This window comes from Pseudomonas sp. GL_093 (assembly GCF_057837605.1).
In genome coordinates this window covers 5611337-5637663 of the sequence record NZ_CM174448.1, presented here as the reverse complement: position 1 = coordinate 5637663, position 26327 = coordinate 5611337, and the positions used below count along the sequence as shown (strand labels likewise).

22 protein-coding genes and 1 pseudogene are annotated in these 26327 nt (G+C 59.9%); 8 read left to right on the top strand and 15 right to left on the bottom strand.

The window, feature by feature from the left end:
• Positions 1 to 8 precede the first annotated feature (8 nt).
• Genes AC3IUE_RS26050 through AC3IUE_RS26025 form a run of 6 tightly spaced genes read right to left on the bottom strand, consistent with a single transcriptional unit; the run spans position 9 to position 6725 of the window.
• Positions 9 to 1340: a DUF58 domain-containing protein gene (locus AC3IUE_RS26050; protein ID WP_489264180.1), complete on the bottom strand. Its 1332-nt coding sequence runs from the start codon at positions 1338 to 1340 to the stop codon at positions 9 to 11.
• Positions 1337 to 2338, bottom strand: coding sequence for an AAA family ATPase (locus AC3IUE_RS26045; protein ID WP_489264179.1), 1002 nt, complete (start codon positions 2336 to 2338; stop codon positions 1337 to 1339). The genes AC3IUE_RS26050 and AC3IUE_RS26045 overlap by 4 nt, the downstream gene beginning before the upstream one ends.
• Positions 2335 to 3498 (bottom strand): DUF4350 domain-containing protein, encoded by a 1164-nt coding sequence (locus AC3IUE_RS26040; RefSeq protein ID WP_489264178.1) that lies wholly within the window; start codon positions 3496 to 3498, stop codon positions 2335 to 2337. Before AC3IUE_RS26040 ends, AC3IUE_RS26045 begins: the two co-directional genes overlap by 4 nt.
• Positions 3495 to 5039 carry a DUF4129 domain-containing protein gene (locus AC3IUE_RS26035; protein ID WP_489264177.1) on the bottom strand — a complete coding sequence of 515 codons (1545 nt, stop codon included), beginning with the start codon at positions 5037 to 5039 and terminating at the stop codon, positions 3495 to 3497. The genes AC3IUE_RS26040 and AC3IUE_RS26035 overlap by 4 nt, the downstream gene beginning before the upstream one ends.
• Positions 5026 to 6003, bottom strand: coding sequence for a stage II sporulation protein M (locus tag AC3IUE_RS26030; protein ID WP_489264176.1), 978 nt, complete (start codon positions 6001 to 6003; stop codon positions 5026 to 5028). The genes AC3IUE_RS26035 and AC3IUE_RS26030 overlap by 14 nt, the downstream gene beginning before the upstream one ends.
• Positions 6000 to 6725: an RDD family protein gene (locus AC3IUE_RS26025; RefSeq protein WP_489264175.1), complete on the bottom strand. Its 726-nt coding sequence runs from the start codon at positions 6723 to 6725 to the stop codon at positions 6000 to 6002. Before AC3IUE_RS26025 ends, AC3IUE_RS26030 begins: the two co-directional genes overlap by 4 nt.
• 183 nt (positions 6726 to 6908) lie before the next feature.
• Here AC3IUE_RS26025 and sbcB point away from each other — a divergent pair, with 183 nt between their 5' ends.
• The gene (gene sbcB, locus AC3IUE_RS26020; protein WP_489264174.1) at positions 6909 to 8339 is read left to right on the top strand and encodes an exodeoxyribonuclease I; all 1431 of its coding nucleotides are present in this window, start codon (positions 6909 to 6911) and stop codon (positions 8337 to 8339) included.
• Between the two features lie 100 nt (positions 8340 to 8439).
• On the opposite strand, the gene mvaT is transcribed toward sbcB, so the two are convergent.
• On the bottom strand, positions 8440 to 8817 hold the full coding sequence (gene mvaT / locus AC3IUE_RS26015) for a histone-like nucleoid-structuring protein MvaT (protein WP_007933316.1): 378 nt from the start codon (positions 8815 to 8817) through the stop codon (positions 8440 to 8442).
• Between the two features lie 339 nt (positions 8818 to 9156).
• Between mvaT and purU the strand changes: the two genes are divergently transcribed.
• Positions 9157 to 10005, top strand: a complete 849-nt coding sequence (purU, locus tag AC3IUE_RS26010; protein WP_056741382.1) for a formyltetrahydrofolate deformylase — start codon at positions 9157 to 9159, stop codon at positions 10003 to 10005.
• 86 nt (positions 10006 to 10091) lie between these two features.
• Positions 10092 to 10268 (top strand): hypothetical protein, encoded by a 177-nt coding sequence (locus AC3IUE_RS26005; protein ID WP_489264173.1) that lies wholly within the window; start codon positions 10092 to 10094, stop codon positions 10266 to 10268.
• A gap of 38 nt (positions 10269 to 10306) precedes the next feature.
• Here the strand turns inward: AC3IUE_RS26005 and gpgF are convergent, their stop codons facing one another.
• The 5 genes and pseudogenes from gpgF to AC3IUE_RS25980 all read right to left on the bottom strand — a co-directional run.
• Positions 10307 to 11302 (bottom strand): glucosaminyl phosphatidylglycerol flippase, encoded by a 996-nt coding sequence (gene gpgF, locus AC3IUE_RS26000; protein WP_489264172.1) that lies wholly within the window; start codon positions 11300 to 11302, stop codon positions 10307 to 10309.
• Complete coding sequence (gene gpgD, locus AC3IUE_RS25995) at positions 11299 to 12075, bottom strand: N-acetylglucosaminyl phosphatidylglycerol deacetylase (protein ID WP_489264171.1); 777 nt, start codon at positions 12073 to 12075, stop codon at positions 11299 to 11301. The genes gpgF and gpgD overlap by 4 nt, the downstream gene beginning before the upstream one ends.
• Positions 12068 to 13189 (bottom strand): N-acetylglucosaminyl phosphatidylglycerol synthase, encoded by a 1122-nt coding sequence (gpgS, locus tag AC3IUE_RS25990; RefSeq protein WP_489264170.1) that lies wholly within the window; start codon positions 13187 to 13189, stop codon positions 12068 to 12070. Before gpgS ends, gpgD begins: the two co-directional genes overlap by 8 nt.
• A gap of 189 nt (positions 13190 to 13378) precedes the next feature.
• Positions 13379 to 14143, bottom strand: coding sequence for a methyl-accepting chemotaxis protein (locus AC3IUE_RS25985; RefSeq protein WP_443216968.1), 765 nt, complete (start codon positions 14141 to 14143; stop codon positions 13379 to 13381).
• A 93-nt stretch (positions 14144 to 14236) separates the two neighbouring features.
• A pseudogene (locus AC3IUE_RS25980) lies at positions 14237 to 15268 on the bottom strand (HAMP domain-containing protein); the annotation flags it as partial.
• 189 nt (positions 15269 to 15457) lie between these two features.
• Between AC3IUE_RS25980 and AC3IUE_RS25975 the strand changes: the two are divergent.
• Positions 15458 to 16945, top strand: a complete 1488-nt coding sequence (locus AC3IUE_RS25975) for a helicase HerA-like domain-containing protein (RefSeq protein WP_489264169.1) — start codon at positions 15458 to 15460, stop codon at positions 16943 to 16945.
• A 62-nt stretch (positions 16946 to 17007) separates the two neighbouring features.
• Here the strand turns inward: AC3IUE_RS25975 and AC3IUE_RS25970 are convergent, their stop codons facing one another.
• Positions 17008 to 17463 carry a DUF721 domain-containing protein gene (locus AC3IUE_RS25970; protein ID WP_111451433.1) on the bottom strand — a complete coding sequence of 152 codons (456 nt, stop codon included), beginning with the start codon at positions 17461 to 17463 and terminating at the stop codon, positions 17008 to 17010.
• 307 nt (positions 17464 to 17770) lie between these two features.
• Here AC3IUE_RS25970 and secA point away from each other — a divergent pair, with 307 nt between their 5' ends.
• The 4 genes from secA (at position 17771) to AC3IUE_RS25950 (ending at position 23573) form a co-directional block, all read left to right on the top strand.
• Complete coding sequence (gene secA, locus AC3IUE_RS25965; protein WP_056741388.1) at positions 17771 to 20506, top strand: preprotein translocase subunit SecA; 2736 nt, start codon at positions 17771 to 17773, stop codon at positions 20504 to 20506.
• Between the two features lie 122 nt (positions 20507 to 20628).
• The gene (gene argJ, locus AC3IUE_RS25960) at positions 20629 to 21846 is read left to right on the top strand and encodes a bifunctional glutamate N-acetyltransferase/amino-acid acetyltransferase ArgJ (protein ID WP_095132706.1); all 1218 of its coding nucleotides are present in this window, start codon (positions 20629 to 20631) and stop codon (positions 21844 to 21846) included.
• A 147-nt stretch (positions 21847 to 21993) separates the two neighbouring features.
• Entirely contained in the window at positions 21994 to 22626 is a 633-nt protein-coding gene (locus AC3IUE_RS25955) for a glutathione S-transferase family protein (protein WP_223430308.1), read from the top strand.
• Positions 22623 to 23573 (top strand): Nudix family hydrolase, encoded by a 951-nt coding sequence (locus AC3IUE_RS25950; protein WP_489264168.1) that lies wholly within the window; start codon positions 22623 to 22625, stop codon positions 23571 to 23573. The genes AC3IUE_RS25955 and AC3IUE_RS25950 overlap by 4 nt, the downstream gene beginning before the upstream one ends.
• A gap of 114 nt (positions 23574 to 23687) precedes the next feature.
• On the opposite strand, the gene AC3IUE_RS25945 is transcribed toward AC3IUE_RS25950, so the two are convergent.
• Together AC3IUE_RS25945 and AC3IUE_RS25940 are read right to left on the bottom strand one after the other, a co-directional pair.
• On the bottom strand, positions 23688 to 24269 hold the full coding sequence (locus AC3IUE_RS25945; protein ID WP_489264167.1) for a cob(I)yrinic acid a,c-diamide adenosyltransferase: 582 nt from the start codon (positions 24267 to 24269) through the stop codon (positions 23688 to 23690).
• 2 nt (positions 24270 to 24271) lie between these two features.
• On the bottom strand, positions 24272 to 26308 hold the full coding sequence (locus AC3IUE_RS25940) for a sensor histidine kinase (protein WP_489264166.1): 2037 nt from the start codon (positions 26306 to 26308) through the stop codon (positions 24272 to 24274).
• Positions 26309 to 26327 lie beyond the last annotated feature (19 nt).

The window sequence follows — 26327 nt, the reverse complement described above, 5'->3', positions numbered from 1 at the left end:
TCTAGAGCCTAGAATGCTCCCGCTTTTTTCCAGGCCAGATAGCGCGTCACAATTTGGCTACCCAGCTCCCTGGGCCGAGCATCCACCACCGACACTCCATGAGCACTCAACCGCTCATGGAGTTCTGCCCGTTCATTCAAATAATCCACCGTCCCGCAATAGGTCAGCGCCTCCGACAAGGTTTGCACGGGCGTGTGCCTAAGGCTGTCGAGCACGTCTTCGCGCAGACTCGCCACCAGCACCCGATGCTGTTTGCTCAGGCGTTTGACGGCGGTCAGCAGTTCATCGTCGTCCTCATCCCGCAGATTGGTGACCAGCACCACCAGCGCCCGGCGTTTTTGGCGGGCCAGCAGTTGGCTGGCGGCGGCCTGGTAATCGGCGGGGCGTTGGGTGCTGTTGAGGTCGTATACGGTGTTGAGCAGGACCTTGAGTTGCTCGGTGCCTTTGACCGGGGCGAGGTAATGCGGTCGGTCGCTGGCGAAAGTGCTCAGGCCCACCGCATCGCCTTGGCGCAGGGCGATGTAGCTGAGCAACAGGCAGGCGTTGAGTGCGTGATCGAAATGCGCGAGTTCGCCATCCTGGCTGCGCATGCGCCGGCCGCAATCGAGCATGAAAATGATCTGCTGGTCGCGCTCGTCCTGATACTCCCGCGCAATCGGCGTGCGTTGTCGTGCCGTGGCTTTCCAGTCGATCTGGCGCAGGCTGTCGCCTTCGCGAAATTCACGCAACTGATGAAACTCCAGGCCCAGACCACGACGTTGGCGTTGGCGCACGCCGAGTTGGCTGAGCCAGTTGTCCACCGCCAGCAGTTGGCCGCCGTAGAGGCGGGCGAAGTCGGGATAGACGCGGGTGTTATCGATCACGTTGAACAGGCGTTTATCGGACCACAGGCCCAATGGGCTCGGCATACTGATTTCGCACTGTTCGAAGATGAAATGACCGCGCTTGAGCGGGCGCAGGCGATAGCCGATCTGGCTGTGCTGGCCGGGTTGCAATTCGACCGACTGGGGGAGGTTTTCGAAGCTCAGGCCGTCCGGTACGTGGTCGAAGATCTGAATGTTCAGTGGCTGGTGAAAGTCATGCTCGATCTCCAGTCGCACTTCACCCCATCGACCGAGTGCAAGGCTACCGGGCATCTGCCGTTGGACACGAGGAGAGGGCAGTCGTTTGAGACGGACGCCGTCGAGTATCGCCAAGGCCAGCAGCGCCAGCAGCAATCCCCAGTTGATCGACAACAGGCTTGATGGAACCTCGATGTCCAATGCCCGCAACGCGCCCAGCACGATGCCGATGGCTAGCAGGATCGCGAGCCAGATCAACAACAGGCGCGAGGGTTTCACAGGCGCGGCGCCGGCACTTGATCGAGCAGTTGATTGAGCACTTGATCGACGTCCAGCCCTTCGATGTCCAGCTCCGGCGCAATCCGCACACGGTGACGCAACACCGCGAGGGCGCAGCCTTTAATGTCGTCCGGAATCACAAACTCGCCACCGCGCAACAGGGCGCGGGCACGGGCGCAGCGCACCAGGGCAATGGAGGCCCGAGGTCCGGCGCCGAGGATCAGGCCCGGCCAGTTGCGGGTGGTGCGGGCCAGGCGCACGGCGTAATCGAGCACCTGATCGTCCAGCGGCAAATCGCTGGCGATGCGTTGCAAGGCCAACACGTCCTTGGCTTGCAACACGGTGCGCAGCGGTTGTACGTCGAGCATGTCGGCCCGGGTCGAGCGGCTGACCTGGCGGACCATGTTCAGCTCCTGATCGGCGTCGGGGTAATCCATGCGCACCTTGAGCATGAAGCGATCGAGCTCGGCTTCCGGCAGTGGGTAAGTGCCTTCCTGTTCGATGGGGTTTTGTGTGGCGAGCACCATGAACGGCTGCACGATGGGCAGGGCGCGGCCTTCGAGGGTGACTTGGCGTTCCTGCATGGCTTCGAGCAGTGCGGCCTGGGTTTTCGCCGGGGCGCGGTTGATCTCGTCGGCCAGCAGAAGGTTGGTGAACAGCGGACCTTTGCGCAGTTTGAATTGCTCGGTTTGCAAGTCGTACACCGCGTGCCCGGTGACGTCGCTGGGCATCAGGTCCGGGGTGAACTGGATACGTGCGAACTCACCGCCGAAGCAGCGGGCGAGGGCGCGCACCAGCAACGTCTTGCCCAACCCCGGCACGCCTTCGAGCAGCACATGGCCACCGGCGATCAGGGCGGTGAGGACGTCGTCGATCACGGTGTTCTGGCCGATCACGGCTTTCTGTAATTCGGTCCGTACCGCTTGGGCCAGTTGGCTGGCGCGTTGACGCTGCTGCGCAGCGTGGCTCAGTGTGCCGGGCTCGATCTGTTCACTCATAAGGCGTTCCTCAAGGTTTGCAGGTGGGCGACCTGACGGCTGAATTCAGCGCTGGACTGCCGCTGGTTCGGTCGCGGGCTCATGGCCTGGCTGATAGCGCGTGTGGGTTGGCCGGTCAGGCGTGCGAGCACCAGCCATTGTTCGGCAACGCCGAGTTGTTCGAAACCGGGATGACGGCGCCGCACACGCCGCAAGATGTCGCGCTGCAAGGCTTGCAGCAGGTGCTGTTGACCGTTGCGGCGCAACATGAAATCGGCACTGGCGCGCAGGTGTTCCTGAAGTTGACGGCGGGCTCTCGGGGCCGGTTCCAGCAACGGACCCTGGCGCACGCCGACGTGCCAGAAGCCAAGACCGATCAGGGCAAAAAGGGCGACCAATGCTTGGGGGAAATAGCGCAGGAGCAAGGTCAGCAATCCGTCGTGATCGGTGTTGAACAGCAGGGTCACGTTCGTGTCCGCGGTCAGGTACCAGAGCAGCCAGGCGTTGTCGTAGTGGTCGATGGCCGGGGTTTTCCACAGGTCGGCGTCGGTGACCACGGTGATCGAACCGAGCCCGTGATTGAGCTGCATCATGTGCGTAGCCTTGCCGCTGTTGGCCCAGGCTTGCGCGAGGTTTTTCGGGTCTTCGAGATGGAACGCGGTATCAAAACCGGCGTAGGCCGGCGCGTTTTCGTCTTCCAGATACAGCTTGGTCAGTTTGGGGTAAGGATCGTCGTCGATAGCGGGCGACGGGTCCTTGAGGTCTTTGCTCAGCGACTGGTGAATCTGCACCCGGTCGAGCAGCAGGTCATTGCTTTGGCCGGTCTTTTCATCCCACAGCGACTGGGCAACAAACAAAAGACGCCCGCCGGCCCGGGTCCAGTTCAGCACTTGATCGATTTGGCGCGGGGTCATGTTGTACCGGTCCCCGAGCAACAACAGGCTGTGCTGATGCGGCTCCAGGGAGGGCAGGATGTCGAGGCTATTGGCGTGGCTGACGGTCAGGCCCTGCTTGCGCAGAAAATGCTCCGCAGCGAGGTAAGGATTGGCCTGGGCTTCGGGCGAGGGGCCGTGATCGATGTCTGCCTGATAGGGCGTCGCCTTGACGTACAGATAAACACTCAACGCGATCACTAGCACGGCGATGAACACGCCGACCGCCAGCCAGCGTTGCCGGTTCAACGCAACGCTCCCGGGCCGAACAGGGCTCGCCAGCCGTCACAGAGTTCCTGTTGCACAGGCGCGGGCGGCAGGCGATGCCCGTAGGCCATGTTCTGCCAGTGCTCGGTCAGGTTTTTACTGAAGGCCAGCAAGGCCGGTTGTTGCAGGTGTTCGATGCGCGCCAGGACCTGGCCTTCGGTGTCGGCGGGTTTCAGCGCCATGTTGAAGTCGTGCAGCAAGTGGCTGAGCAGGCCGCGATAGAGTAATCCGAGGGCCTCGCGAGGGTGGGTTTGCCAGAGGTGTTCGGCGCTGGCGGCGATGTCGGCGGGCAGGGTTTCGCGGCTGAGGTCCAGGCCGAAAGCCTGTTGCGGTAATGGCCGCGCGACCTTGCTTTTCAAAGCCGGTCGGCGACTGACGAACGCCTGCAACCCGTCACGGTAATGCCAGATCAACAAACCAATGGCACCGATTAACACGCCCCACAGCATGATCTCAATCAGAGAGGCCACGGTGCCGAAGCGTTGGTTGTCCAGAAGCTTGAGCAGCGCCTCCAGCCATTCGGTTGTTGGGTCATCGTCCGCCGTGTCGGTGGCGGGTTGGTCCTCGCCAAACCGATAGCGCGTGACCGATTCCTTGTTCTTGAACGGAGGCTGATCGAGGATCGCCTTGATGCTGTCCCGGGATGCCTGACTGGTCAGTGGCTGGTCCAGCAGACGTGGGCTGTCGGGTGAAATGACTGGCTCGGCGGCCCACACGGTTTGCGCTGTCGGCATCAACAGGAACGCCGCCAGCAGCAGGGTGACGGCGGCGCTGCTCAAGCGTTGGCGCATGCGGCGGAACACCAGCTCGATATCCCAGGCCTCCAGCACCGTGCGCCGATTCAGATAAAGACTGAAACCGCAGGCGACATAAATCGGTTCCCAGACAATGAGCACCAGTGCGTAAAAGGCGTTGGTCAGGTGTTCCAGCCATCGCCAGTCTTGTGTAGCGGCGGTGATCAAGGTCTGCCAGTTCCAGTCGAGTTCGACCTGTTGCGGCAAGAACATATAGAACAGCACCATCAGGCCGACCCATAACGCGCTTTCCAGGTGCACGCCGATGATGGTCAGCCACCGCGCGGCACCGGCGTTGCGCTGCAACAGCACCTGCAAGCGCTGTTGTCGTGGCTGCCCACTCAGCCCTTCGAGTTGCACCACCGGCATCAGGAAACTGCGACTCAGGCTCAGGCGCCGCCAGGTCAGACTCGTCAGCAGTTGCGGTTTGAGCAGCTGCGGAAATTGGCGCAGCGCCTGCTTCAGCGTGGGCGTTTCGCCAAACATGGCTTTGGACAGGATGTACAGCGGCAGGCGGTCGAACGCCGGTTTCAACCACCAGAAGATGAACACGGCGAGGGAGGGCGAATCCCACAGCACCCAGCTGAGCAGGGCGAAAATCGGCAAGGTCACGATGGCCCAACTGGTCATCAGCAGGCGCCGATGACGCTGGCTCAACAGGACGCCCAGGTCCATGGCTTCCCAGGTGGTGCGCGGGCGGATCACTACCGTGGCGTCACTCAGGCGCATGGCGAGTCCGTCCGGCAAACAGCAGGTAAGTCGCCACCAACAACCAGAGCGCTGCACCGACCAGGTACTTGGTCATTGGCGCGACCCCGATCGTGGACGACCAGTACGCTTCGATAAACGCCGCAATCAGCAGAAACAGCATGACGCCACAAATTAGCAACACGCTCTTGTGTGCCGCCAATCGCAGGGCTTCGGAGCGGGGCAGGCGCCCCGGCGCGATCAATGCCCAACCCAATTGCAGGCCGGCGGCACCGGCCAGGGCGATAGCACTCAGTTCGAAGGCGCCGTGGCCAACCACGAACGACCAGAAGGTTTGCCCGTAGCCGATGTGCGTCAGGTGCCCGGCCACCGCACCGATCATCAAACCGTTGAAGAACAGGAAAAACGCGCTGCCCAAGCCAAACAGCAAACCGCTGGCGAATGTCTGAAAGGCAATGCCGATGTTGTGCATGATGTAGTAACCGAACATCACCCAGTCTTCACTGGCCGCCCGTTCCGCCGAGCGTCCCAGGTGACCGGCGTCGGGGTCGTACATGCCTTGCATTTCGCTGACCTGCTCGGCCGGGATCAGGTTGTAGACCAGGTCGGGGAACAGATACACCAGCAGTGCGATGCCGATCAGGCTGCCAAAAAACATCAGGCCGGCGGCGAGTACGAAACGCCATTGTTCGCGCACCAGTCGCGGGAAGTCAGCCAGGATGAAGCCCAGCACGTTGGCACCCAGTCGACTGCGGTGGCGATAAAGCTGTTGATGCCCGCGCAGCACCTGTTGCTGTAATGAGTCGATCAGAAAGCTGCTGTAACCACGTTCCTGGGCCAGCGCCAGGTGTTGGCAGAGACGACGATAATCGCTGGGGAAACCGGCGACTCGCTCGGCTTCCTTGCCTTGCTCCAGTTGTTCAAGCACGAGAGCAAATTGCTCCCATTCGGCCTTGTGGCGGCTTTCGAAAAGGCTTTGCTTCATGTGTGGCCCAACAAGCCGCGGGCGATGCCATTGAGTTCGTCCACGGCCTCTGGCGCCGACACCTGCAACGGTTGCGCAAGTATGGCCGCCAGCTCTTTGACCCGTGCTTCAGAGAGTTCACCCTGGCGTTCGGCAAATCCGAGGATGGCGCGTTGTTCGGTCAGCGTCAGCGCAAAGGTCGGGCGTCGGGGCTGGATGTCAGGCAGTTGCGGTCGGGCGAGCGGTTGTTCGCGGTAGATCACCAGCGTGCCGGCGGCCAGGTCGCCGAGGCGTTTGAAGGTGGGATGTTGCAGGCAACTGATGGCCCCGAGGAAATAGCCGAACGGCAGCATGTCGACAAATCGCAGCAGGTTGCGCAGCAGCGAAGCAGACCAGCCGATCGGCGTGCCGTCGTCCTGCACCACTCGCAGGCCCATCCAATGCTTGCCTGGCGAACGACCCTGATTGAGCACTTCGAACAGCACCATGTACCACCAGCTCACCACGAACAGCAGAATCGAGCCGAGCCCTGCACCGAGTTTCCCGAGGAACGCCAGGACAATAAACAGCAGGCCAACGATCAACCCGCGCAACCCGAGATCGATGGAGAACGCCAGCGCACGAACCATCAACCCGGCCGGGCGCAGTGGCAAGTCGATGCCTTCCGGCGTTTCGACTTGATACCGCGTATCCAGTGGCGGGGACAGCGTCGCTTTCCTTGGCAGTGCTGTGGTCTCGAGCATGGGCAACCTTGATGTGGCCTGTTCGGGATTCGATGTCCGTCCGATGCTAGCAGCCTCTCGGGGGAAAACGACATAACTATGTATTGCACGGTAAGTGGCCAGAGGTGATTGAATGACGAGATTACTGGCCGGGGCGGGATGTGAACGCCTAGACTTCGCCGATCTTCAGTTCAGGAATAGCCCGTGACCTCTATCTTCTGGTACGACTATGAAACCACTGGCATCAACCCCCGTTGCGACCGTCCGCTGCAAATGGCGGGGATTCGCACTGACTTCGATCTCAATGAAATAGACGAGCCGGTCAACCTTTACTGCCAGCCCAGTGAAGACATCCTGCCCCATCCGGCAGCCTGCGTGATCACGGGTATCACGCCCGGCCGACTGGCCGAGCAAGGCTTGAGCGAAGCCGATTTCATGACCCGGGTGCATGCCCAACTCGCTGCGCCCGGCACCTGTGGGGCGGGTTACAACACGTTGCGTTTCGATGACGAGATGACCCGTTACAGTCTTTACCGAAACTTTTTCGACCCTTACGCGCGCGAGTGGCAGGGCGGCAATAGCCGCTGGGACCTGATCGATGTGGTGCGTGCAGCCTATGCCTTGCGCCCTGACGGCATCGTTTGGCCGACGGACGACGAGGGGCGGATAACGCTCAAACTCGAACGCCTGACCGCCGCCAATGGCATTGATCACGGAAATGCTCACGAAGCGCTATCGGACGTTCGCGCCACCATCGCCCTGGCGCGTCTGATCCGGGAAAAGCAGCCGAAGTTGTATGACTGGTTGTTTCAGTTGCGCGGTAAACAAAAGGTGATGGATCAGATTCGGCTGTTGCAGCCGATGGTGCACATCTCCGGGCGCTTTTCAGCGGCGCGCAATTATGTCGGTGTGGTGCTGCCCCTGGCCTGGCACCCGCGCAACAAGAACGCCTTGATTGTCTGTGACCTGCACCTGGACCCTCAGGGCTTGCTCGATCTTGATGCCGACACCTTGCGTCAACGGCTGTATACCCGCCGCGATGACTTGGCCGAGGGAGAGTTGCCGGTGCCGCTCAAACTTATCCACATCAATAAATGCCCGGTGGTGGCGCCGTTGTCGGTACTTCGCTCTGAAGATCAGCAACGTTTGGGGCTGGATATGTCGCTCTACCAAGAGCGCACGCTGCGGCTAAGTGACGCACAAACAGTTTGGCGAGATAAAGTTCAGGCGATTTACGCCAGCGAAGATTTCACCCCGAGCCAAGACCCTGAGCAACAGTTATACGATGGTTTTATCGGTGATCGGGATCGGCGCCTATGTGAGCAAGTCAGGTCTGCCGACCCGGCTCAATTAGCGCAACAACAATGGCCTTTCGATGATGAACGATTGCCTGAATTATTGTTTCGATATCGCGCACGCAACTTCCCCGATACGTTGAGTTTCGAAGAGCAAGAGCGCTGGCGAATATTCTGTCAGCAACGTTTGTCAGCCCCCGAGTGGGGGGCGCCAAATACGCTGGAAACTTTTGTAGAGGCTGCAGCCCAATGGAGTAGTACGGCTACATCGTTTCAGCGAGAGGTACTGAATGAATGGCAGAATTATGTTCAGGCATTACGCAAACGTTTGAATCTTTGAAACCGAAAATGTCCGGGTGCTGAATCCCGGGCATAAAAAAACGCCAGCAGATGCTGGCGTTCTTTTTTGTCGCGGATGAGTCTGCGACAAGCTCTGCGGCTTAGCCCAGCAGGGTAGCCCAGCCTTCAACCACGTCACCGCCCCACTTGGCTTTCCACTCTTTCAGAGTTTTGTGGTTGCCACCTTTGGTTTCGATGACTTCGCCGTTGTGCGGGTTTTTGTATTGTTTAACTTTGCGAGCACGCTTGGTGCCAGTAGTTTTTACTGCGCCGCCGCGTGGCGCTTTGGTTTTGGACTCTGGATCCAATAGCGCAATGATGTCACGCAGAGACTTGGAGTACTCGCCCATCAGGGTGCGCAGTTTGCCTTCGAATTCCAGCTCGGTTTGCAGTTTGTCGTCTTGGGACAGGTTCTTCAAACGGGCTTGCAGCTCTTTGATAGCTTCTTCGGTGGCGCGATATTCGTTGATCAAGGACATGAGGACTACCTTATGTTGGGGCGCTGGATGGCAGGTGACAGTGCGGCAATAATAGTCAGGGTGTTTCACCAAGTAAACATTTAACAGGAGTTTTATTTAAATTAGTTACGGTGAATAGGCATAAATTGCTGGTGTAGTTAAATAGTGTGATGCAGTCATCACGAATATTCACAATTGGGTACTTGAAGATTGGCAACAGGAACACCATCGCGCGGGTTGCAGGTGCTGCCAGAACCTGCGCCGCTTACCTTTGTGTCGGGCCAAACGTCATCAATACTGCAGTTTTGCTGCGCAATCGCTAGAATGGCCGCCTTTGCGAAGTTCTGGAGTTTGACCCTCATGCGCACTTTTCGGCTGGTGATTGCTTGCCCGGACCGCGTCGGCATCGTTGCTAAAGTCAGTAACTTTCTGGCGTCACATAACGGCTGGATCACTGAAGCGAGCCATCACTCGGACAATCTCAGTGGCTGGTTCTTCATGCGTCACGAAATTCGTGCCGATTCGCTGCCCTTTGGTATCGATGCCTTTCGCGAAGCGTTTGCACCGATTGCCGAAGAGTTCTCGATGAACTGGCGCATCACCGATACCGAGCAGAAAAAGCGCGTGGTACTGATGGCCAGTCGCGAGTCTCACTGCCTCGCCGACTTGCTGCATCGCTGGCACAGTGATGAGCTGGATTGCGAAATTTCCTGCGTGATTTCCAACCATGACGACTTGCGCAGCATGGTCGAGTGGCACGGGATTCCGTATTACCACGTACCGGTCAATCCGCAGGATAAAGAGCCGGCATTCGCCGAAGTCTCGCGCCTGGTCAAACAGCACGATGCCGAAGTGATCGTACTTGCCCGCTACATGCAAATCCTGCCGCCCGAGTTGTGCAGCGAATATGCTCACAAGGTCATCAACATTCACCACAGCTTCCTGCCGTCGTTCGTCGGTGCCAAGCCGTATCACCAGGCATCTTTGCGTGGCGTGAAGTTGATCGGCGCTACGTGCCACTACGTGACCGAAGAGCTGGATGCCGGTCCGATCATCGAACAGGACGTCGTTCGCGTCAGCCACAGTGACAGCATCGAAGACATGGTGCGTTTCGGTCGGGACGTCGAGAAGATGGTGCTGGCCCGTGGTCTGCGTTATCACCTGGAAGATCGGGTGCTGGTGCACGGCAACAAAACTGTCGTGTTCTGATAGCCATTCAACACAGTTGAAATTCGAAGGGCCTGGGCGTTCAATCGCTTCAGGCCCTTCGCCGTTTCTGCACTGAGGACATGACCATGGCCGATCCACTCGACAAAGCGACATCCAAGGCGCCCGCCACGTTGGGCGAGGGGTGTTTGAGTCGTTACGACCCGGATGACATGCACCCCGAAGACGGCACGGAGTTTCCCGGTGCCGCCGAGTTGTGGGAACAGTTGAATCCGGAGTCCGACGATGAAATCGGGGAGGCCTAAAAAGATCGTCCGAACGCGGCCCGAGCCTCCGGCAGCTCCTACGCCTGTTTGAACTTCATCAACTTCTTCAGCAGCGGCCGCCCGAGCATTAGCAAAAACACCGGGCCACCCACCACCAAGTAGAAGTAATAAGTCACCGCCCGCCATATCAGAATCGCCGCCGCCGCGGTGGATTTTCCCACCATCGGCGCCAGCAGCGCCGCCGACGTCAACTCCGCCGCTCCGGCACCGCCCGGCAACAGGCTGAACTGCCCGGCACTTAGCGAAAGCATCTGGATCAGAAAGCTCCAGGCCCACTGCAAATCCGCCCCGAGTCCACGCAACGCCAGATACAGCACGCTATAGCGCAAGACCCAATGCAGGCACGTCAGGGCAAACACCGTGATGAGCGTCTGAAAGGGCAGCTTCAGTGTGTCTGTGAACGCCGCCAGAAAGTGCAGGAGTTTTCGCGCCCAGCGCAGGCGCGTGGTGGTTTTGACATTCAGGCGAGCGAGCAACCGACCGCTCAGACGAATCAGTATTCGATGGTAGCGGGCGACCACCACGCAACTGAACAACCCGCCGAACATCGAAATGGCGCTGACGGTCAGCAGCCATTCCATGCGTTGGCTGAGGTGCTGGAACAACGCGTAAATCAGGATCCCGCTCAGCGCGCAGAGAAAAAACAGCAAATCGCTCAACTGATCCATGGCAAACACGGCACTGCCCCTGGCCGGACGCACGCCATTGCGCGCCAGCAGCGCCATGATCGTCAGCGGACCGCCGCTGCCGCCTGGTGTGGCGCAATAAGCGAACTCGGCGGCCATCACTACCCCGAGACTTTTCAGCGGGCCCACCTTGTCGCGCTGATCCCCGAGCAACAGGCGCAAGCGCATCGTGTTCAGCACCCAGCACAGCAGGATCATGCCGAACATGATCAGCAACCATGTCAGCGGAAAGCTTCGCAGTCGATACCAGGTTTCGTTACCACCCAGCAGCGACGGAATCAGCACCGCAGCGAGCAGCGCGACGAGCAGCAGTATCCCGCGACTCATGCGGCGCGACCGATACGGTCGCTTTGCAGCGCCAGCCAGCGTGCCTTGGTCATTGGCACACGTCCCTCGTCGAGCAAGCGCTTGAGGGTTTGCAGCCAGTAAGTGCGCGAGAACTCGTGGCGCATATCGACCGGGTGCAAGCCAAGACGAATCACCGGTGCTTGCTGCCAGCGTTGTTCGCGTTGATCACTGACCAGCCTCGACAACCCACGGCGCCAGGCACTGCGCGCACTCCAGACCAACCCTGGCGCATCAACCGCGCTGAAGTCCGGCAGACGATACAGATGCTGCGAATCGCTGGTGTAACTCAGGGGTAACTGGCGCAAGGCCTGGCGCGTCCCTTCGCTCATCAACCAGGCCGGGGCGACGAAGCCCTCCAGCGGCCAGTGATAACGGTGGAATATTTCGATGCCGGCGCGCAGGCGGGCGAGGGCGGCGTCTTGAGACAGGCCGTAAAACTCGCCTTCGTGGGTGTAGATCCGGCGCATGAACCAGTCTCGTGGTGTAGTGGGAGTGGGCGCTTCATCGCAATGAAAGTAACCGTGCAAAGCCAGTTCGTCACCTCGGGCGATACGACGGGTGAGCAAACGTCGAAATCCCGGATGCTCCTCCAGATCGTTGTGCTTGTGGAAATTGGGCACCACCAGCCAGGTTATCGGCACCTCGCCCAAGGCGTCGACGGCGTCGACAAAGGGTTGATAATCGGCCCAGGTTTGCGGTGCGACGTCGTGCAGCACGAGTAACAGGCTGGGCAGGTTCATGGGCTCAACCATTGGCCGTAAGGGGCCAGTGGCTGCCGAGCACGGCGTGATAGTGCCCCAGCAGGCTGTTGACCACCGTGTCCCAGGAGTAATGCCGCTCGGCATGGCGGCGGGCCTGTTTGCCCAAAACGATGCTGCCCGAACTGAACAGCTCGCGGACCGCGTTGGCCATCGCCAATGGATTATTCGGCGGGCAGAGCAGGCCGCATTGATCGGTGATGATTTCCTGAAAGGACCCGGCCGCCACGGCCACCACCGGAATGCCACTGGCCATGGCTTCAAGAACCACCAGGCCAAAGGTTTCCTGATCACCGGCGTGCAGCAGCGCATCGGCGCTGGCCATCAATCGCGCCACGTGTGCCGCCGTACAGAACTCACCGATCACGGTAACGTTGTCGGGCACCACGGCCGGCATCGACGAACCTACCAGCAGCAGGTGATAACGTCGGCCCAGGCATTTCATGCAGTCGAGCAGCACCGGCAGGTTTTTTTCCTTGGAACCGCGCCCGGCGAAGATCAGTAAATGAGTGTTTTCATCAATGCCCAATTCGGCCCGCAGGCCCGTGTCGCGTGCCGTGGGATTGAAGGTTTGCAAGTCGACGCCCAGCGGTTGCACGAAAACGTTCTTCACCCCCAGCCCGATCAGTTTGTTGGCCATGATCTGGCTTGGCGCCAGAACCCGATCGAAGTTGCCATAGAGCTTGCTGACATAGGCTTCGACGTTGGTGGTGACCCAGTTGCCCATGCGATTGCTGACCAGCAGCGGCAAGTCCGAATGATAAAAGCCGATCACCGGGACATCGAGTTGCCGCCGGGCGTCGAGGGCCGCCCATGCGGTGAGGTAGGGGTCGCCGACCTCGATCAGGTCGGGCTGTAAATCCTGTAGAACATTGCGCCATGGCGCGAGACGGAGGGGGAAGCGATAACCCTTGCCGAAGGGCAGGGCGGGGGCCGGAACCGTGTAAACGCCATCCTGTTCACTCAAGTAAGCCCCAGGGATCAACAGACTGTGGCGAATGCCCGGCTTGATGCTCAGGCGACGGTGTTTTGCATCCAGATAAGTGCGCACGCCACCGCTGGCAGGGGCGTAGAACATGGTTATGTCAGCGATATGCACGATGAACATCCCTCCGGTCCGTTGTTCTCCCTTGGTTGACCTTTATGAAGGATAGATGTTCGGTTGGGGTTTTGTGGCGGGGTGTCAGTGAGCTTTATCGATGTTTGATAGACCGCCATCGCGAGCAAGCTCGCTCCCACAAGGTCTGGCGCTGAACCTGTGGGAGCGAGCTTGCTCGCGATGGGGCCCTATCAGACGTTAGATACGGAAACTGCCTACCAACTGCTTCAGGCGCGCCGCCTGCTGCTCAAGATCCGAGCACGCCCGCAACGTCGCCTGCAGGTTTTCCACCCCTTCCTGATTCAGTGTGTTGATCTCGGTAATGTCGACGTTGATCGACTCCACCACCGCCGTCTGTTCCTCGGTCGCCGTCGCCACCGACTGGTTCATCCCGTCAATCTCGCCAATACGCAACGTCACGCTGTTCAACCGCTCGCCGGCCAGGTTGGCGATTTCGACGCTGTCCTGACTGTGGCGCTGGCTGTCGCTCATGGTGCTGACGGATTCGCGGGCGCCGACTTGCAGCTCCTCGATCATGGTCTGCACTTGTTGCGCCGATTCCTGAGTGCGATGCGCCAGGTTGCGCACTTCATCGGCCACCACGGCAAAACCACGTCCGGCTTCACCGGCGCGCGCCGCTTCGATGGCCGCGTTGAGCGCCAGCAAGTTGGTTTGCTGGGAGATGCTGGTGATCACTTCCAGAATCTGTCCGATGTTCACGGTTTTGCTGTTCAGCGATTCGATGTTGGTGCTCGAGGCGCTGAGCATGCTCGACAGCTGATTCATCGCGACAATGCTGCGATCCACCACTTGCTGGCCGTCTTCGGCCAGGCTGCGGGCATCGCTGGCCTGACTCGATGCTTGCGCGGCATTGCGGGCGATTTCCTGAGCGGCGGCGCCGAGCTGGTTGATCGCCGCGGCCACGCTGCTGGTGCGCGAAGCCTGTTGGTCGGAGTTGAACATCGACGAGTTCGAGGCGGCCACGACACGCAGGGCCACTTCGTTGACTTGCCCGGTGGCCGACGACACTTCGCGGATCGAACCGTGAATGCGTTCCACAAAACGGTTGAACGCGGTACCGAGAACGCCGAATTCATCGTTGTTCACGATGGTCAGGCGTTTGGTCAGGTCGCCTTCGCCGTCGGCGATGTCCGCCATGGCGCGGGTCATCACGTGCAGCGGCTGGATCAGGATGCGGATCAGCATGCCCAGCAGGGCAATGATGATGGCCACGGCTATGACCGTCGCAACGAGCGCCGAGGCGCGGAATTCGCTGAGCTTGGAGAAGGCTTTGTCCTTGTCCACCGACAGCCCGATGTACCAGTTGACTGAGGACAGCCCTTTGATCGGTGTAAAGGTCACGATGCGAGTCTTGCCGTCGACGTCTACTTCACTGAAGTCGCTGCTGATACGCGGGGTGTTTTTCGGGTACGCCTCGCTCAGGGACTTCATCACCAGCGCTTTGTCCGGGTGAACCAGGATTTTGCCGTCGGCGCCGACCAGAAATGCATAGCCCATGCCGTCGAAGTCCAGTGCGTTGAGGCTGTCGGTGATCACCTGCAAGCTCAAGTCACCACCGACCACGCCGATGTTTTGACCGTCCTTGAGTACGCTATTAACGATGGAAATCACCAACTGGCCGGACGCCAGGTCGATGTAGGGTTCGGTCAGGGCAGAGCCGCTGGTGCTTTGCGCGCTCTTGTACCAAGGGCGGGCACGAGGGTCATATCCGTCGGGCATCTTGCTGTCCGGGCGGATGATGAAGGTGCCATCTTTGTTGCCCAGGTAGGCGCCCATAAAGGTCGACGACACGGCCTTCTGTTCCAGCAGGTTGGAGACATTGGCTATATCTGCGTTCAAGGCAACGGTTTGCGACAGGTTTTCGATCAGCAGGCTGCGGCCGGCCAGCCAGGTTTGAATGTTTTTCGCGGTAACGCTGCCCATTTCCTGCAAGTAGTTGTCCAGATCGCGGCGTATCGCATTGCGCTGCAAATAGTCGTTGTACAGCGTGAACGAGGCGAAGGCGGCAATCACGATGAGGGCGGCGGCAAGCAGGATTTTATGGCTGAAGCGCAGATTTTTGTTCATGGCTCGGGGGGTCCGCTAAGGTCTTATTGTTCGGGGCGCGTTGCTGCTAATGCGCGCAAAATGAGTGCGCAACGGAGCGAGTCGGTAATTCCTGCTCTCCATAGGGGAATGTCGGACCTTGCTTTCAATTGGGTCTCTCGCTTATTCCTATCGGCCGTGAAGGATCAAAGATTAACCATGGGTGACAAAATGCCTGACTCATTACAACTCGTTATCGGTGCCGATCTCGCCGGGCAGCCCGTTGCCCAGGCCATGCGTCTGGCGAACCGTCATGGTTTGGTCGCGGGCGCAACCGGGACGGGCAAAACCGTCACCTTGCAACGGATGGCCGAAGCCTTCAGCGATGCCGGCGTGGCGGTGTTTGCCGCCGATATCAAGGGTGACCTGTGTGGTCTGGGCGCCGCCGGCAACCCTCAAGGCAAAATCGCCGAGCGGATCGCCGGGATGCCCTGGCTGAATCACAAGCCTCAAGCGTATCCGGTGACCCTGTGGGACATTCACGGTCAGTCCGGTCATCCGTTGCGCACAACCTTGAGCGAAATGGGGCCGTTATTGATTGGCAGCCTGCTGGAGCTGACCGACAGTCAACAGTCGGCGCTGTACGCCGCGTTCAAGGTGGCGGACCGTGAAGGGCTGTTGTTGCTGGACCTCAAGGACCTGAAGGCACTGCTCAATCACCTGCGTGACAACCCCGAATTGCTCGGTGACGACGCCGCGCTGCTGACCACCGGTTCCAGTCAGGCGCTGTTGCGGCGTCTGGCGACCCTGGAACAGCAGGGCGCCGAAGCGCTGTTCGGTGAGCCGGCGCTGCAGCTCGAAGACATTCTGCAGCCGACCGCCGAGGGCCGCGGACGCATTCATTTGCTCGATGCCAGCCGTCTGGTGCACGAAGCGCCGAAGGTCTACGCGACGTTCCTGTTGTGGTTGCTGGCCGAACTGTTCGAGCAACTGCCGGAGCGTGGCGATTCGGACAAACCGCTGCTGGCGTTGTTTTTCGACGAAGCGCATTTATTGTTCGCCGGTACGCCAAAGGCGTTGCAGGATCGTCTTGAGCAAGTGGTGCGGTTGATTCGCTCGAAAGGCGTTGGCGTGTATTTCGTCACCCAATCGCCGGGCGACTTGCCGGATGACGTGCTGGCTCAGCTCGGCCTGCGCATTCAGCATGGCTTACGCGCGTTCACCGCCAAGGAACAGAAATCCCTGCGAGCGGTGGCCGAAGGCTTCCGGCCGAACCCGGCGTTCGATGCCTTGTCGGTGCTGACCGAGCTTGGGATTGGCGAGGCGCTGGTCGGCACGTTGCAGGAAAAGGGCACACCGGAGATGGTCCAGCGGGTGTTGGTGGCGCCACCGCAATCGCGGATCGGGCCGTTGAGCGAGACTGAACGCACAGCGCTGATCTCGGGGTCGCCATTGAAGGGGCGGTATGACAAACCCGTTGATCGCGAATCGGCTTATGAAGTGTTAATGGGGCGCAAAGGGTTGGCGCCAGAGCCTGACGCTGCTGCGGGCAAACCGGCAGCCGAAGAGCCAAGCTTCACCGACAAGGCCGGGGAATTCCTCGGCACCGCGGCGGGGCAGGCACTGAAATCAGCGATGCGCCAGGCGGCCAATCAATTGGGCCGACAGTTGGTACGCGGCTTGATGGGCTCGCTGCTCGGCGGCAGCAAACGCCGCTAAACATCTGGCTGGGTGCAATCAATGTGGGAGCGAGCCTGCTCGCTCCCACATTGGGTTCTATGTCATGCCTTCGGTTTGGCGTGAGCCGCCAACCGTTCCAGCGCTGCCCGCAGATTCGGATCGCTGATCCCGTCGGCTGTGGCCTGAATGGTCGCGCCTGCATCGGTCGACAAGCTGATGGTATGGCCAGCCGCCCCTTGCTGAACCGTGGGCGGTTGAACCTTGAACAGAATCCGCGTCAGGCTGGCGAACTCGTCGAACATCTGTAATTGCCGTTGCAGACGCTTTTGCTGATAACGCAGGCGGGTTGCCCAATGACCGTCGGTCACTATCAGCAACAAACTGCCTTCGCGCCACGACGCCACATGGCAATGCTCGCGGGCGGCGGGCTGCAATTGGCTTTCCAGCAGACGTTGTAAATGACCCAGGCGTTGAGCGTGGCCGAAGATGGCTTTCAGCGGTTTGGCTTCGCGAAGCAGAACGGCGGGTGCTCTGGCCGTAAGAGGGCGAAATGCCATGATCAGACACCTGAAGTAACAGAGCCGCCATGGTAGCAGAAAGCACCGGATGCACCCGAGCCATTGCTTTGCGAGCGCTTTACCCATTAAATCAACAAGTAACTTCTGCCGTGAATGGCTTGAAGTTCAGCCAAAAGCCCTTATTTTAAGTGAGCCCCGTTACAACGCTGTGCCAGCATCGTGGAACAACGCCACTTTCCTCACCATCGTTTCCGGGTAGAATGCTCGTTCGCATGCGGCCATGAGGGCTGCTCGGGCGACTCACGGGGCCGCCCTCCATCCCTTTAGTGTGGAAGATCCTGCCGATATGTTTGCGCCTTTGTTAAAGAAACTTTTTGGAAGCAAGAACGAGCGTGAAGTCAAACGCATGCTCAAGACGGTGCAACTCGTCAATGCCTTCGAAGAGCAAATGGTGGCCCTTTCGGACGATCAATTGCGTGCCAAGACAGATGAGTTCAAGGCCCGCATCGCCAAAGGGGAAACCCTCGACAAGCTGCTGCCAGAAGCCTTTGCGGTCGCCCGCGAAGCCGGTAAGCGCGTCATGGGTATGCGCCACTTCGATGTCCAGCTGATCGGCGGCATGACCTTGCATGAAGGCCAGATCGCGGAAATGCGTACCGGTGAAGGCAAGACCCTGGTGGCAACACTGGGCGTTTACCTCAACGCGCTGTCCGGCAAGGGCGTGCACGTTGTGACGGTGAACGACTACCTGGCCCGTCGTGACGCCAACTGGATGCGTCCGCTCTACGAATTCCTCGGAATGTCGGTCGGTGTTGTCACGCCGTTCCAGCCGCCGGAAGAGAAACGTCTGGCTTACGCTGCCGACATTACCTACGGCACCAACAACGAATTCGGTTTCGACTACCTGCGCGACAACATGGCGTTCAGCATGGAAGAAAAATTCCAGCGCGAACTCAATTTTGCCGTGATCGACGAAGTCGACTCCATCCTCATCGACGAAGCCCGTACCCCGCTGATCATTTCCGGTCAGGCCGAGGACAGCTCCAAGCTGTACATCGAGATCAACAAACTGATCCCGCAGCTTGAGTTGCACATCGAAGAAGTGGAAGGCGAAGTCACCAAGGCCGGCCACTACACCGTCGACGAGAAGACCCGTCAGGTTGAGCTCAACGAAGCCGGTCACCAGTTCATCGAAGACATGCTGACCCGCGTTGGCCTGCTGGCTGAAGGCGAGAGCCTGTACTCGGCGCACAACCTTGGTCTGTTGACTCACGTTTATGCCGGTCTGCGCGCTCATAAACTGTTCAATCGCAACATCGAATACATCGTGCAGGATGGCCAGGTCGTTCTGGTCGACGAACACACCGGTCGTACCATGCCGGGTCGCCGTCTGTCCGAAGGCCTGCACCAGGCTATCGAAGCCAAGGAAAACCTGAACATTCAGGCCGAAAGCCAGACCCTGGCCTCGACCACGTTCCAGAACTACTTCCGTTTGTACAACAAGCTGTCCGGCATGACCGGTACCGCTGACACCGAAGCGTTCGAATTCCACCAGATCTACGGTCTGTCGGTGATGGTTATCCCGCCGAACAAACCGCTGGCGCGTAAAGACTACAACGACCTGGTGTTCCTGACCGCCGAAGAGAAATACGCGGCGATCATCAATGACATCAAGGAATGCATGACCCAGGGCCGTCCGGTGCTGGTGGGTACTGCAACCATCGAAACGTCCGAGCACATGTCTGCGCTGCTGCAGAAGGAAGGCATCGAACACAAGGTTCTGAACGCCAAGTTCCACGAAAAAGAAGCCGAGATCATTGCCCAGGCCGGTCGCCCAGGCGCACTGACCATCGCCACCAACATGGCCGGTCGTGGTACCGACATCCTGTTGGGCGGTAACTGGGAAGTTGAAGTGGCAACCCTGGAAGACCCGACCCCTGAGCAGATTGCCCAGATCAAGGCCGACTGGCAGAAACGTCACCAGCAAGTGCTCGAATCGGGTGGTTTGCAGGTGATTGCTTCCGAGCGTCACGAATCGCGCCGTATCGACAACCAGCTGCGTGGTCGTGCCGGTCGTCAGGGTGACGCCGGTTCCAGCCGTTTCTACCTGTCGCTGGAAGACAGCCTGATGCGCATCTTCGCCTCTGATCGGGTGAAGAACTTCATGAAGGCCCTGGGCATGCAGCCTGGTGAAGCGATCGAGCACCGCATGGTGACCAACGCCATCGAGAAGGCTCAGCGCAAGGTTGAAGGCCGCAACTTCGACATTCGTAAGCAACTGCTCGAGTTCGACGACGTCAACAACGAACAACGTAAAGTGATCTATCACATGCGTAACAGTTTGTTGGCCGCCGACAACATCGGTGAAACCATCGCCGACTTCCGTCAGGACGTGCTCAACGCAACTGTCAGCGCCCACATTCCACCGCAATCGCTGCCTGAGCAGTGGGACGTGGTCGGTCTGGAAGCAGCGTTGCAGAGCGATTTCGGTGTAGCGCTGCCGATCCAGAAATGGCTCGACGAAGACGATCACCTGTACGAAGAAACCCTGCGCGAGAAGCTCATGACCGAGCTGCTGGCCGCGTACAACGAGAAAGAAGAGCAGGCGAGCGCCGAAGCGCTGCGCTCCTTCGAGAAGCAAATCGTTCTGCGTGTACTCGATGACCTGTGGAAAGACCACCTGTCGACCATGGATCACCTGCGTCACGGCATCCACTTGCGTGGTTATGCACAGAAGAACCCGAAGCAAGAGTACAAGCGCGAGTCCTACACGCTGTTCTCCGAGCTGCTGGATTCGATCAAGCGCGACTCGATCCGTGTGCTGTCCCACGTTCAGGTTCGCCGCGAAGACCCGGAAGCAGAAGAACAACGTCTGCGTCAGGAAGCCGAAGCGCTGGCTGCACGCATGCAGTTCCAGCACGACGAAGCACCGGGGCTTGAGCAACCGGAACTGCTGGGTGAAGAGGTCGATGTCGCCCTTGCCATCGCGCCGGTACGCAACGAACAGAAGCTGGGCCGCAACGAACTTTGCTACTGCGGTTCGGGCAAGAAGTTCAAGCATTGCCACGGGCAGATCCAGTAAAACCCGTTTCATACGCTGAAATACCCGCGCCGCGACCGGCTTATGCCGTCGCGGCGTTTTGCCATTTAAACCACCGTTCTTCCTGAAAGCGGTGCTGACATCATTTATTAAGGAGCGCATTCATGGCTGTTGGTCTTGGTCCTTTGCCAACGTTGCACCCGGTTGCCGGTTTTGAACTCGGTATCGCCTCGGCTGGCATCAAGCGCCCGGGGCGCAAGGATGTTGTGGTCATGCGCTGTGCCGAAGGCTCCACGGTTGCTGGCGTGTTCACCCTGAACGCTTTTTGCGCAGCTCCCGTGATCCTGGCCAAGCAGCGTGTGCAAGGTCCGGTGCGTTACCTGTTGACCAATACTGGCAATGCCAACGCCGGCACTGGCGAACCGGGCCTTGCCGCCGCCGAGCGTACGTGCGCAAAACTGGCTGAGCTGACCGGCGTCGACGCCAGCCTGGTGTTGCCGTACTCCACCGGTGTGATCGGCGAGCCGCTGCCGGTCGAGAAAATCGAAGGGGCTCTGCAAGCCGCCCTCGACGACCTGTCAGTCAACAACTGGGAAGCTGCCGCCACCGGCATCATGACCACCGACACCCTGCCAAAAGGTGCCAGCCGCCAGTTCCAGCATGACGGCGTGACCATCACTGTCACCGGTATCAGCAAAGGCGCGGGCATGATCCGCCCGAACATGGCGACCATGCTCGGCTACATCGCCACCGACGCCAAAGTCTCCCGCGACGTGCTGCAAAACCTGCTGCTGGACGGTGCCAACAAGTCGTTCAACCGCATCACCATCGACGGCGACACCTCGACCAACGACTGCTGCATGCTGATCGCCACCGGTCAGGCAGCACTGCCGGAAATCACCCGCGCCGAAGGCGAGTTGTTCGCCAAGTTGAAGCAAGCGGTGTTTGAAGTGTGCATGGACGTGGCCCAGGCCATCGTTCGTGACGGCGAAGGCGCGACCAAGTTCGTGACCGTTGAAGTCAACGGCGGCGGCAATCACCAGGAATGTCTGGACGTCGGTTACACCGTGGCCCACTCGCCGCTGATCAAGACCGCACTGTTCGCCTCCGACCCGAACTGGGGCCGCATTCTGGCCGCCGTCGGCCGTGCCGGTGTACCGAACCTGGACGTAAGCAAGATCGACGTGTTCCTCGGTGAGGTGTGCATCGCCAGCCGTGGCGCTCGTGCATCGACTTACACCGAAGCCCAGGGCGCGGCCGTGATGCAGCAGGAAGAAATCACCATCCGTATCGAGCTGGGTCGCGGTGATTGCAGCGAAACCATCTGGACCACTGACCTGTCCCACGAATACGTGAAGATCAACGCCGAATACCGCACGTAAGACCGAGTCGCTCCATTCGCGAGCAGGCTCGCTCCCACAGGGTATTGAGGTGTACACAAACCCAATGTGGGAGCGAGCCTGCTCGCGAAAGCGGTCTGTCAGTCACTATATAGACTGGCTTGTTCCCTCCATCAAAAGGTCCCGAACATGAGCTTGCACCTGATCATCGGCGACAAACTGATTTCCTCCTGGTCGCTGCGCGGCGCGTTGGCTCTCGACCTGGCTGGCGTTCCTTACACCGAAGAACTGATCAAGCTGAACCAGCCGGATACGCGTGAGCGTCTGCTCAAGCACTCGCCGACCGGCAAAGTCCCGCTGTTGAAAACCGAACACGGCACCATCGCCGACTCCCTGGCGATTGCCGAGTATCTGGCAGAGCAGTTCCCCGACGCCGGCCTCTGGCCCAAAGACACCGCCGCCCGCGCCCAGGCCCGCTCGGCCTGCGCGCAGATGCACAGCGGTTTCTTCGCCATGCGCGGCAACATGCCATTCGACCTGAGCCACGACGCTGCGCTGTCGCCAGCACCGGCTGACGTCCAGGCCGACATCGAGCGGATGTTGGCGTTGTGGGCCGAGTGCCGCGCCGCCGCCACCGAAACCGGTCCGTTTCTGTTCGGCGGCGCGACCCTGGCGGATGCCTTCTTCGCACCGATCGCCGTGCGCCTGCGCACCTATCAGGTGAGGCTGCCCGCAGCGGACGCGGCCTACGTCGAAACCATCTACCAATGGCCAGCCTTCAAGGCGTGGCAGAAGGCGGGTCTGGAGGAAGTAGAACGGTGAAAAGAGTCCACGTAGCCGCTGCTGTTATCCGTGATAGCAGTGGCAAGATCCTCATTGCCCGCCGTGCCGACACCCAGCATCAGGGCGGCCTGTGGGAATTCCCCGGTGGCAAGGTCGAGGCCGACGAATCCGTTGAATCCGCCCTGGCTCGCGAGCTCCATGAAGAGTTGGGCATCGTGGTCAACGCGGCTCGCCCGCTGATCAAGGTTCGGCATGATTACCCGGACAAGCAAGTGTTGCTGGACGTTTGGGAAGTGTCGGCCTTTACCGGCGAACCGCACGGCGCCGAAGGCCAGCCGTTGGAGTGGGTCGCGCCTCGCGATCTGCTGAACTACGAATTCCCGGCGGCCAACCAGCCGATCGTTGCGGCTGCACGGTTACCGGCGCAGTACCTGATTACCCCGGAAGACCTGGAAACCCCGGCCTTGCTGCGCGGTATTCAAAAAGCCATTGCCGGTGGCATCAAGCTGATCCAGTTGCGGGCACCCAACGGTTACGATCCGAAGTACCGCGATCTGGCGGTGGACGCGGCGGGGCTGTGTGCCGGCAAGGCGCAGTTGATGATCAAGGGGCCGTTCGAGTGGCTGGGAGATTTCCCGTCCGCCGGTTGGCACATCACCTCCGCGCAACTGCGCAAGCACGCGGCGGCTGGCCGCCCGTTACCGGCGTCGCGCTGGCTGGCGGCGTCCTGCCATAACGCTGAAGAACTGGCGTTGGCCGAGCAGATGGGGGTGGATTTTGTGACCCTGTCACCGGTGCAACCGACCTTGACTCATCCGGGGGCTCAGCCGCTGGGTTGGGAGCAGGCTTCAGCATTGATCGAAGGTTTCAGCAAACCGGTGTTCTTGCTCGGTGGTGTTGGCCCGGCTGATCTGCAGAAAGCCTGGGAAGCGGGCGCACAGGGTGCGGCGGGGATTCGGGCGTTTTGGCCTGATTCTTCTGTGTAACTACTGGCCCCATCGCGAGCAGGCTCGCTCCTACAGTGGATCGCATTTCTTCAGGAAGAACTCGGTCAACTGTGGGAGTGAGCCTGCTCGCGATGGCGTCCTGACAGGTGCCGGTTAATCCTGAGGTTTCACCGCCGCCTGCCACAAAATCTCCGCAACCCCCTGTCGCTTGGCAATCAACCGCGCCACCACAAACAACACGTCCGACAACCGATTGATGTACGCCAACCCAACCCCGGCCAACGGTTCGACTGCATTCAAATGCTGACACCGCCGCTCCGCACTGCGTGCCAGGCATCTGCACACATGGGCCTGGGCAATCAACGCCGAGCCACCCGGCAGAATGAAATTCTCCAGCGGCCCCAGTTCTTCATTCCACACATCAATCGCCGCTTCCAGACGTTCGACTTCTGCCGTGTTCAGTGCCTGATACACCGGCATCGCCAACTCGCCACCCAAGTCGAACAACCGATGCTGGCAAGGCGCCAAAACCTCGATCACTTCGTTCAAGCCCGGATACTCGCCACTTTCCGCCGCCAACCCGGCCAATAGCACACCCACCTGGCTGTTCAGCGTATCGACTTCGCCAATGGCTTCGATCCGCGGATGGTCTTTGGGCACGCGGCGGCCATCGCCCAGCCCGGTTTCGCCTTTGTCGCCGGTGCGGGTGTAAATCTTCGACAAGCGAAAGCCCATGGTTACCTCGATAGCTGATTGAGTTCTTGAGAGACGAGCGGGGTGCCCGCCAAGGGCAGGCGCAAGGTGAAACATGTGCCTTGGCCCAGGGTCGACTGCACTTCCATCTGACCCTTGTGGTTGTTGGTAATGATGAAATACGAGACCGACAGCCCAAGGCCGGTACCCTGACCGATTTCCTTGGTGGTGAAGAACGGTTCGAAGGTGCGTTTGCGCACACTCTCGCTCATGCCGATGCCGTTGTCCTCCACCTGGATTTCCGCCCAGGGCGGGTTCAGTTTGGTGCGCAGAATGATCCGTCCCGGCTCGCGGTCGTCTTCGCGCTGGTGAATCGCCTGCGCGGCGTTTTTCAACAGATTGAGCAGCACCTGCTCCAGTTCGTTCGCCGTGCCGGGTACGGGGCCGAGTTGTGGATCGAACTGGCGAATGATTGCCTGGCCCTTGAAGTCGAAACCAATCGCCAGGTCGAAGTCGTTGCCGGCGATTTCCACTGCCTGATCGATCAGCGCCGGCAGGTCGCACGGGGCCATTTGCCGGGTACTGCGGCGACTGAAACTGAGCATGTGCGTGACAATCTTTGCCGCCCGGGCGCCAGCCTGTTGAATGCCGTCGAGCAACTGCGGCACTTCACGCGCTTGCAGGTATTTGTTGACCGTATCCAGTGCGATCCCGGTTTGCTCGGCTTGTTCGAGATTCTTCGGCAGATCAGGCGAAAGGCGTCGGCGAATGTTCTGCACGTTGTGCAGGATCGCGCCCAACGGGTTGTTGATCTCGTGGGCCATACCCGCGGCAAGGCCACCGACCGAGAGCATTTTTTCCGACTGCACCATCATTTCCTCCAGCGACAGGCGCTGGGTGATGTCGTCGATCCGGATCACCACACCGCGCCCGGCACCGCCCATCAGCGGGTAGAACGTCAGCGCGTAGTGCTTGGGTTCTTCGTCCTTGAGCCACGTCACCCGTTCAATCTTGGCCACTGTGTGCTGCTCGACGGTTTGCTTGAGCTGTGGCAGAAACGGTTTGAGCGGTTCGAAAGCGAGAAAAATCGGCTGGTTCAAAGCTTCGTCGAGGCGCGTCCCGGAGAGGGCGCTGGCCTCCTGATTCCACTGCGTCACGTAGAGCTGTTCATCAAGAGCGATCAGCGCCGATGGCATGGAATCGATAATGCTGTTGAGGTAGTTCTGGAAACCGGTGAGCTTCTTCTCGATCTTGCTGCGCACCTGAACTTCGAGTTCCAGTTTGCGATTGGTATGGCGGGTCTCTTCGGCCAGGCCCTGAGCCTGGTCATACGCGGCCTGGGAATCGTCCCGGGCCCGCTTGAGTTGCTGCTCACGGGCCTCGATCCGCGAGAGCATGGTGTTGAACGCCTCAGCGAGGCTGCCGATTTCGTCATGGTTGCCGCGGGAGGCGCGCAGGGCGTAGTTCTCCTCCCGGGTCACTTGCCGGGACAACTCTTCTAGCTCATGGATCGGCCGGGTAATCAGGCGTTTGATCTGTCGGGCGATCACCAGCCACAACAGCACACTGAAGATCAGAATCCCGAGGCTGGCGGTGAGGGTGCCGGTGTAGAACGCCATCGGCAGTTCGCTGCTGGCGACCAGTAACAGGTGGCCGGGCGCGGTGCCGGGGCGGGGCAGGGTGATGATTTGATTGCTGCGAAACTCGGTGGCTTGCCAGGATTCAATGTGCCGGTAACGCGTTGGCAGGCTCAGATTCTCGCCATGCTGCAACTGTGCCAGACGCTCGCCCTTGCCGTCATAAAGGGCCGCCGCGCGCAACGGAGAATAGCTGTTGAGTTCATTGAGCAGGCGTTCGGCGCTTTGCGGTGACTGCAAGGCTTCGGACACCAGGCTAGGATTGGACACCAGGCGGCCGATGGTCTGCAAGGCCTGAGGTGCCATGCTTTCCTGGGAGATGTAGTACGCGGCGCTGATAAAGGTCAGGTTGGCGACCAGCAGGACGGTGGTCAACAGCACCAGCAGGGCGGCCAGCAATTTCTGGCCGACCGGAAGGTTTTCAAGGCGCTGGCGCAATGGCATCAGGTTCATCGCTGAAAAG

Coding starts and splice junctions, on each gene's coding strand:
- AC3IUE_RS26045 (WP_489264179.1), bottom strand. CDS start 2,338: ATGAGTGAACAGATCGAGCCCGGCACACTGAGCCACGCTGCGCAGCAG.
- AC3IUE_RS26035 (WP_489264177.1), bottom strand. CDS start 5,039: ATGCGCCTGAGTGACGCCACGGTAGTGATCCGCCCGCGCACCACCTGG.
- AC3IUE_RS26030 (WP_489264176.1), bottom strand. CDS start 6,003: ATGAAGCAAAGCCTTTTCGAAAGCCGCCACAAGGCCGAATGGGAGCAA.
- AC3IUE_RS26025 (WP_489264175.1), bottom strand. CDS start 6,725: ATGCTCGAGACCACAGCACTGCCAAGGAAAGCGACGCTGTCCCCGCCA.
- mvaT (WP_007933316.1), bottom strand. CDS start 8,817: ATGTCCTTGATCAACGAATATCGCGCCACCGAAGAAGCTATCAAAGAG.
- purU (WP_056741382.1), top strand. CDS start 9,157: ATGCGCACTTTTCGGCTGGTGATTGCTTGCCCGGACCGCGTCGGCATC.
- AC3IUE_RS26005 (WP_489264173.1), top strand. CDS start 10,092: ATGGCCGATCCACTCGACAAAGCGACATCCAAGGCGCCCGCCACGTTG.
- gpgF (WP_489264172.1), bottom strand. CDS start 11,302: ATGAGTCGCGGGATACTGCTGCTCGTCGCGCTGCTCGCTGCGGTGCTG.
- gpgD (WP_489264171.1), bottom strand. CDS start 12,075: ATGGTTGAGCCCATGAACCTGCCCAGCCTGTTACTCGTGCTGCACGAC.
- gpgS (WP_489264170.1), bottom strand. CDS start 13,189: ATGTTCATCGTGCATATCGCTGACATAACCATGTTCTACGCCCCTGCC.
- AC3IUE_RS25985 (WP_443216968.1), bottom strand. CDS start 14,143: ATGTTCAACTCCGACCAACAGGCTTCGCGCACCAGCAGCGTGGCCGCG.
- AC3IUE_RS25975 (WP_489264169.1), top strand. CDS start 15,458: ATGCCTGACTCATTACAACTCGTTATCGGTGCCGATCTCGCCGGGCAG.
- AC3IUE_RS25970 (WP_111451433.1), bottom strand. CDS start 17,463: ATGGCATTTCGCCCTCTTACGGCCAGAGCACCCGCCGTTCTGCTTCGC.
- secA (WP_056741388.1), top strand. CDS start 17,771: ATGTTTGCGCCTTTGTTAAAGAAACTTTTTGGAAGCAAGAACGAGCGT.
- argJ (WP_095132706.1), top strand. CDS start 20,629: ATGGCTGTTGGTCTTGGTCCTTTGCCAACGTTGCACCCGGTTGCCGGT.
- AC3IUE_RS25955 (WP_223430308.1), top strand. CDS start 21,994: ATGAGCTTGCACCTGATCATCGGCGACAAACTGATTTCCTCCTGGTCG.
- AC3IUE_RS25945 (WP_489264167.1), bottom strand. CDS start 24,269: ATGGGCTTTCGCTTGTCGAAGATTTACACCCGCACCGGCGACAAAGGC.
- AC3IUE_RS25940 (WP_489264166.1), bottom strand. CDS start 26,308: ATGCCATTGCGCCAGCGCCTTGAAAACCTTCCGGTCGGCCAGAAATTG.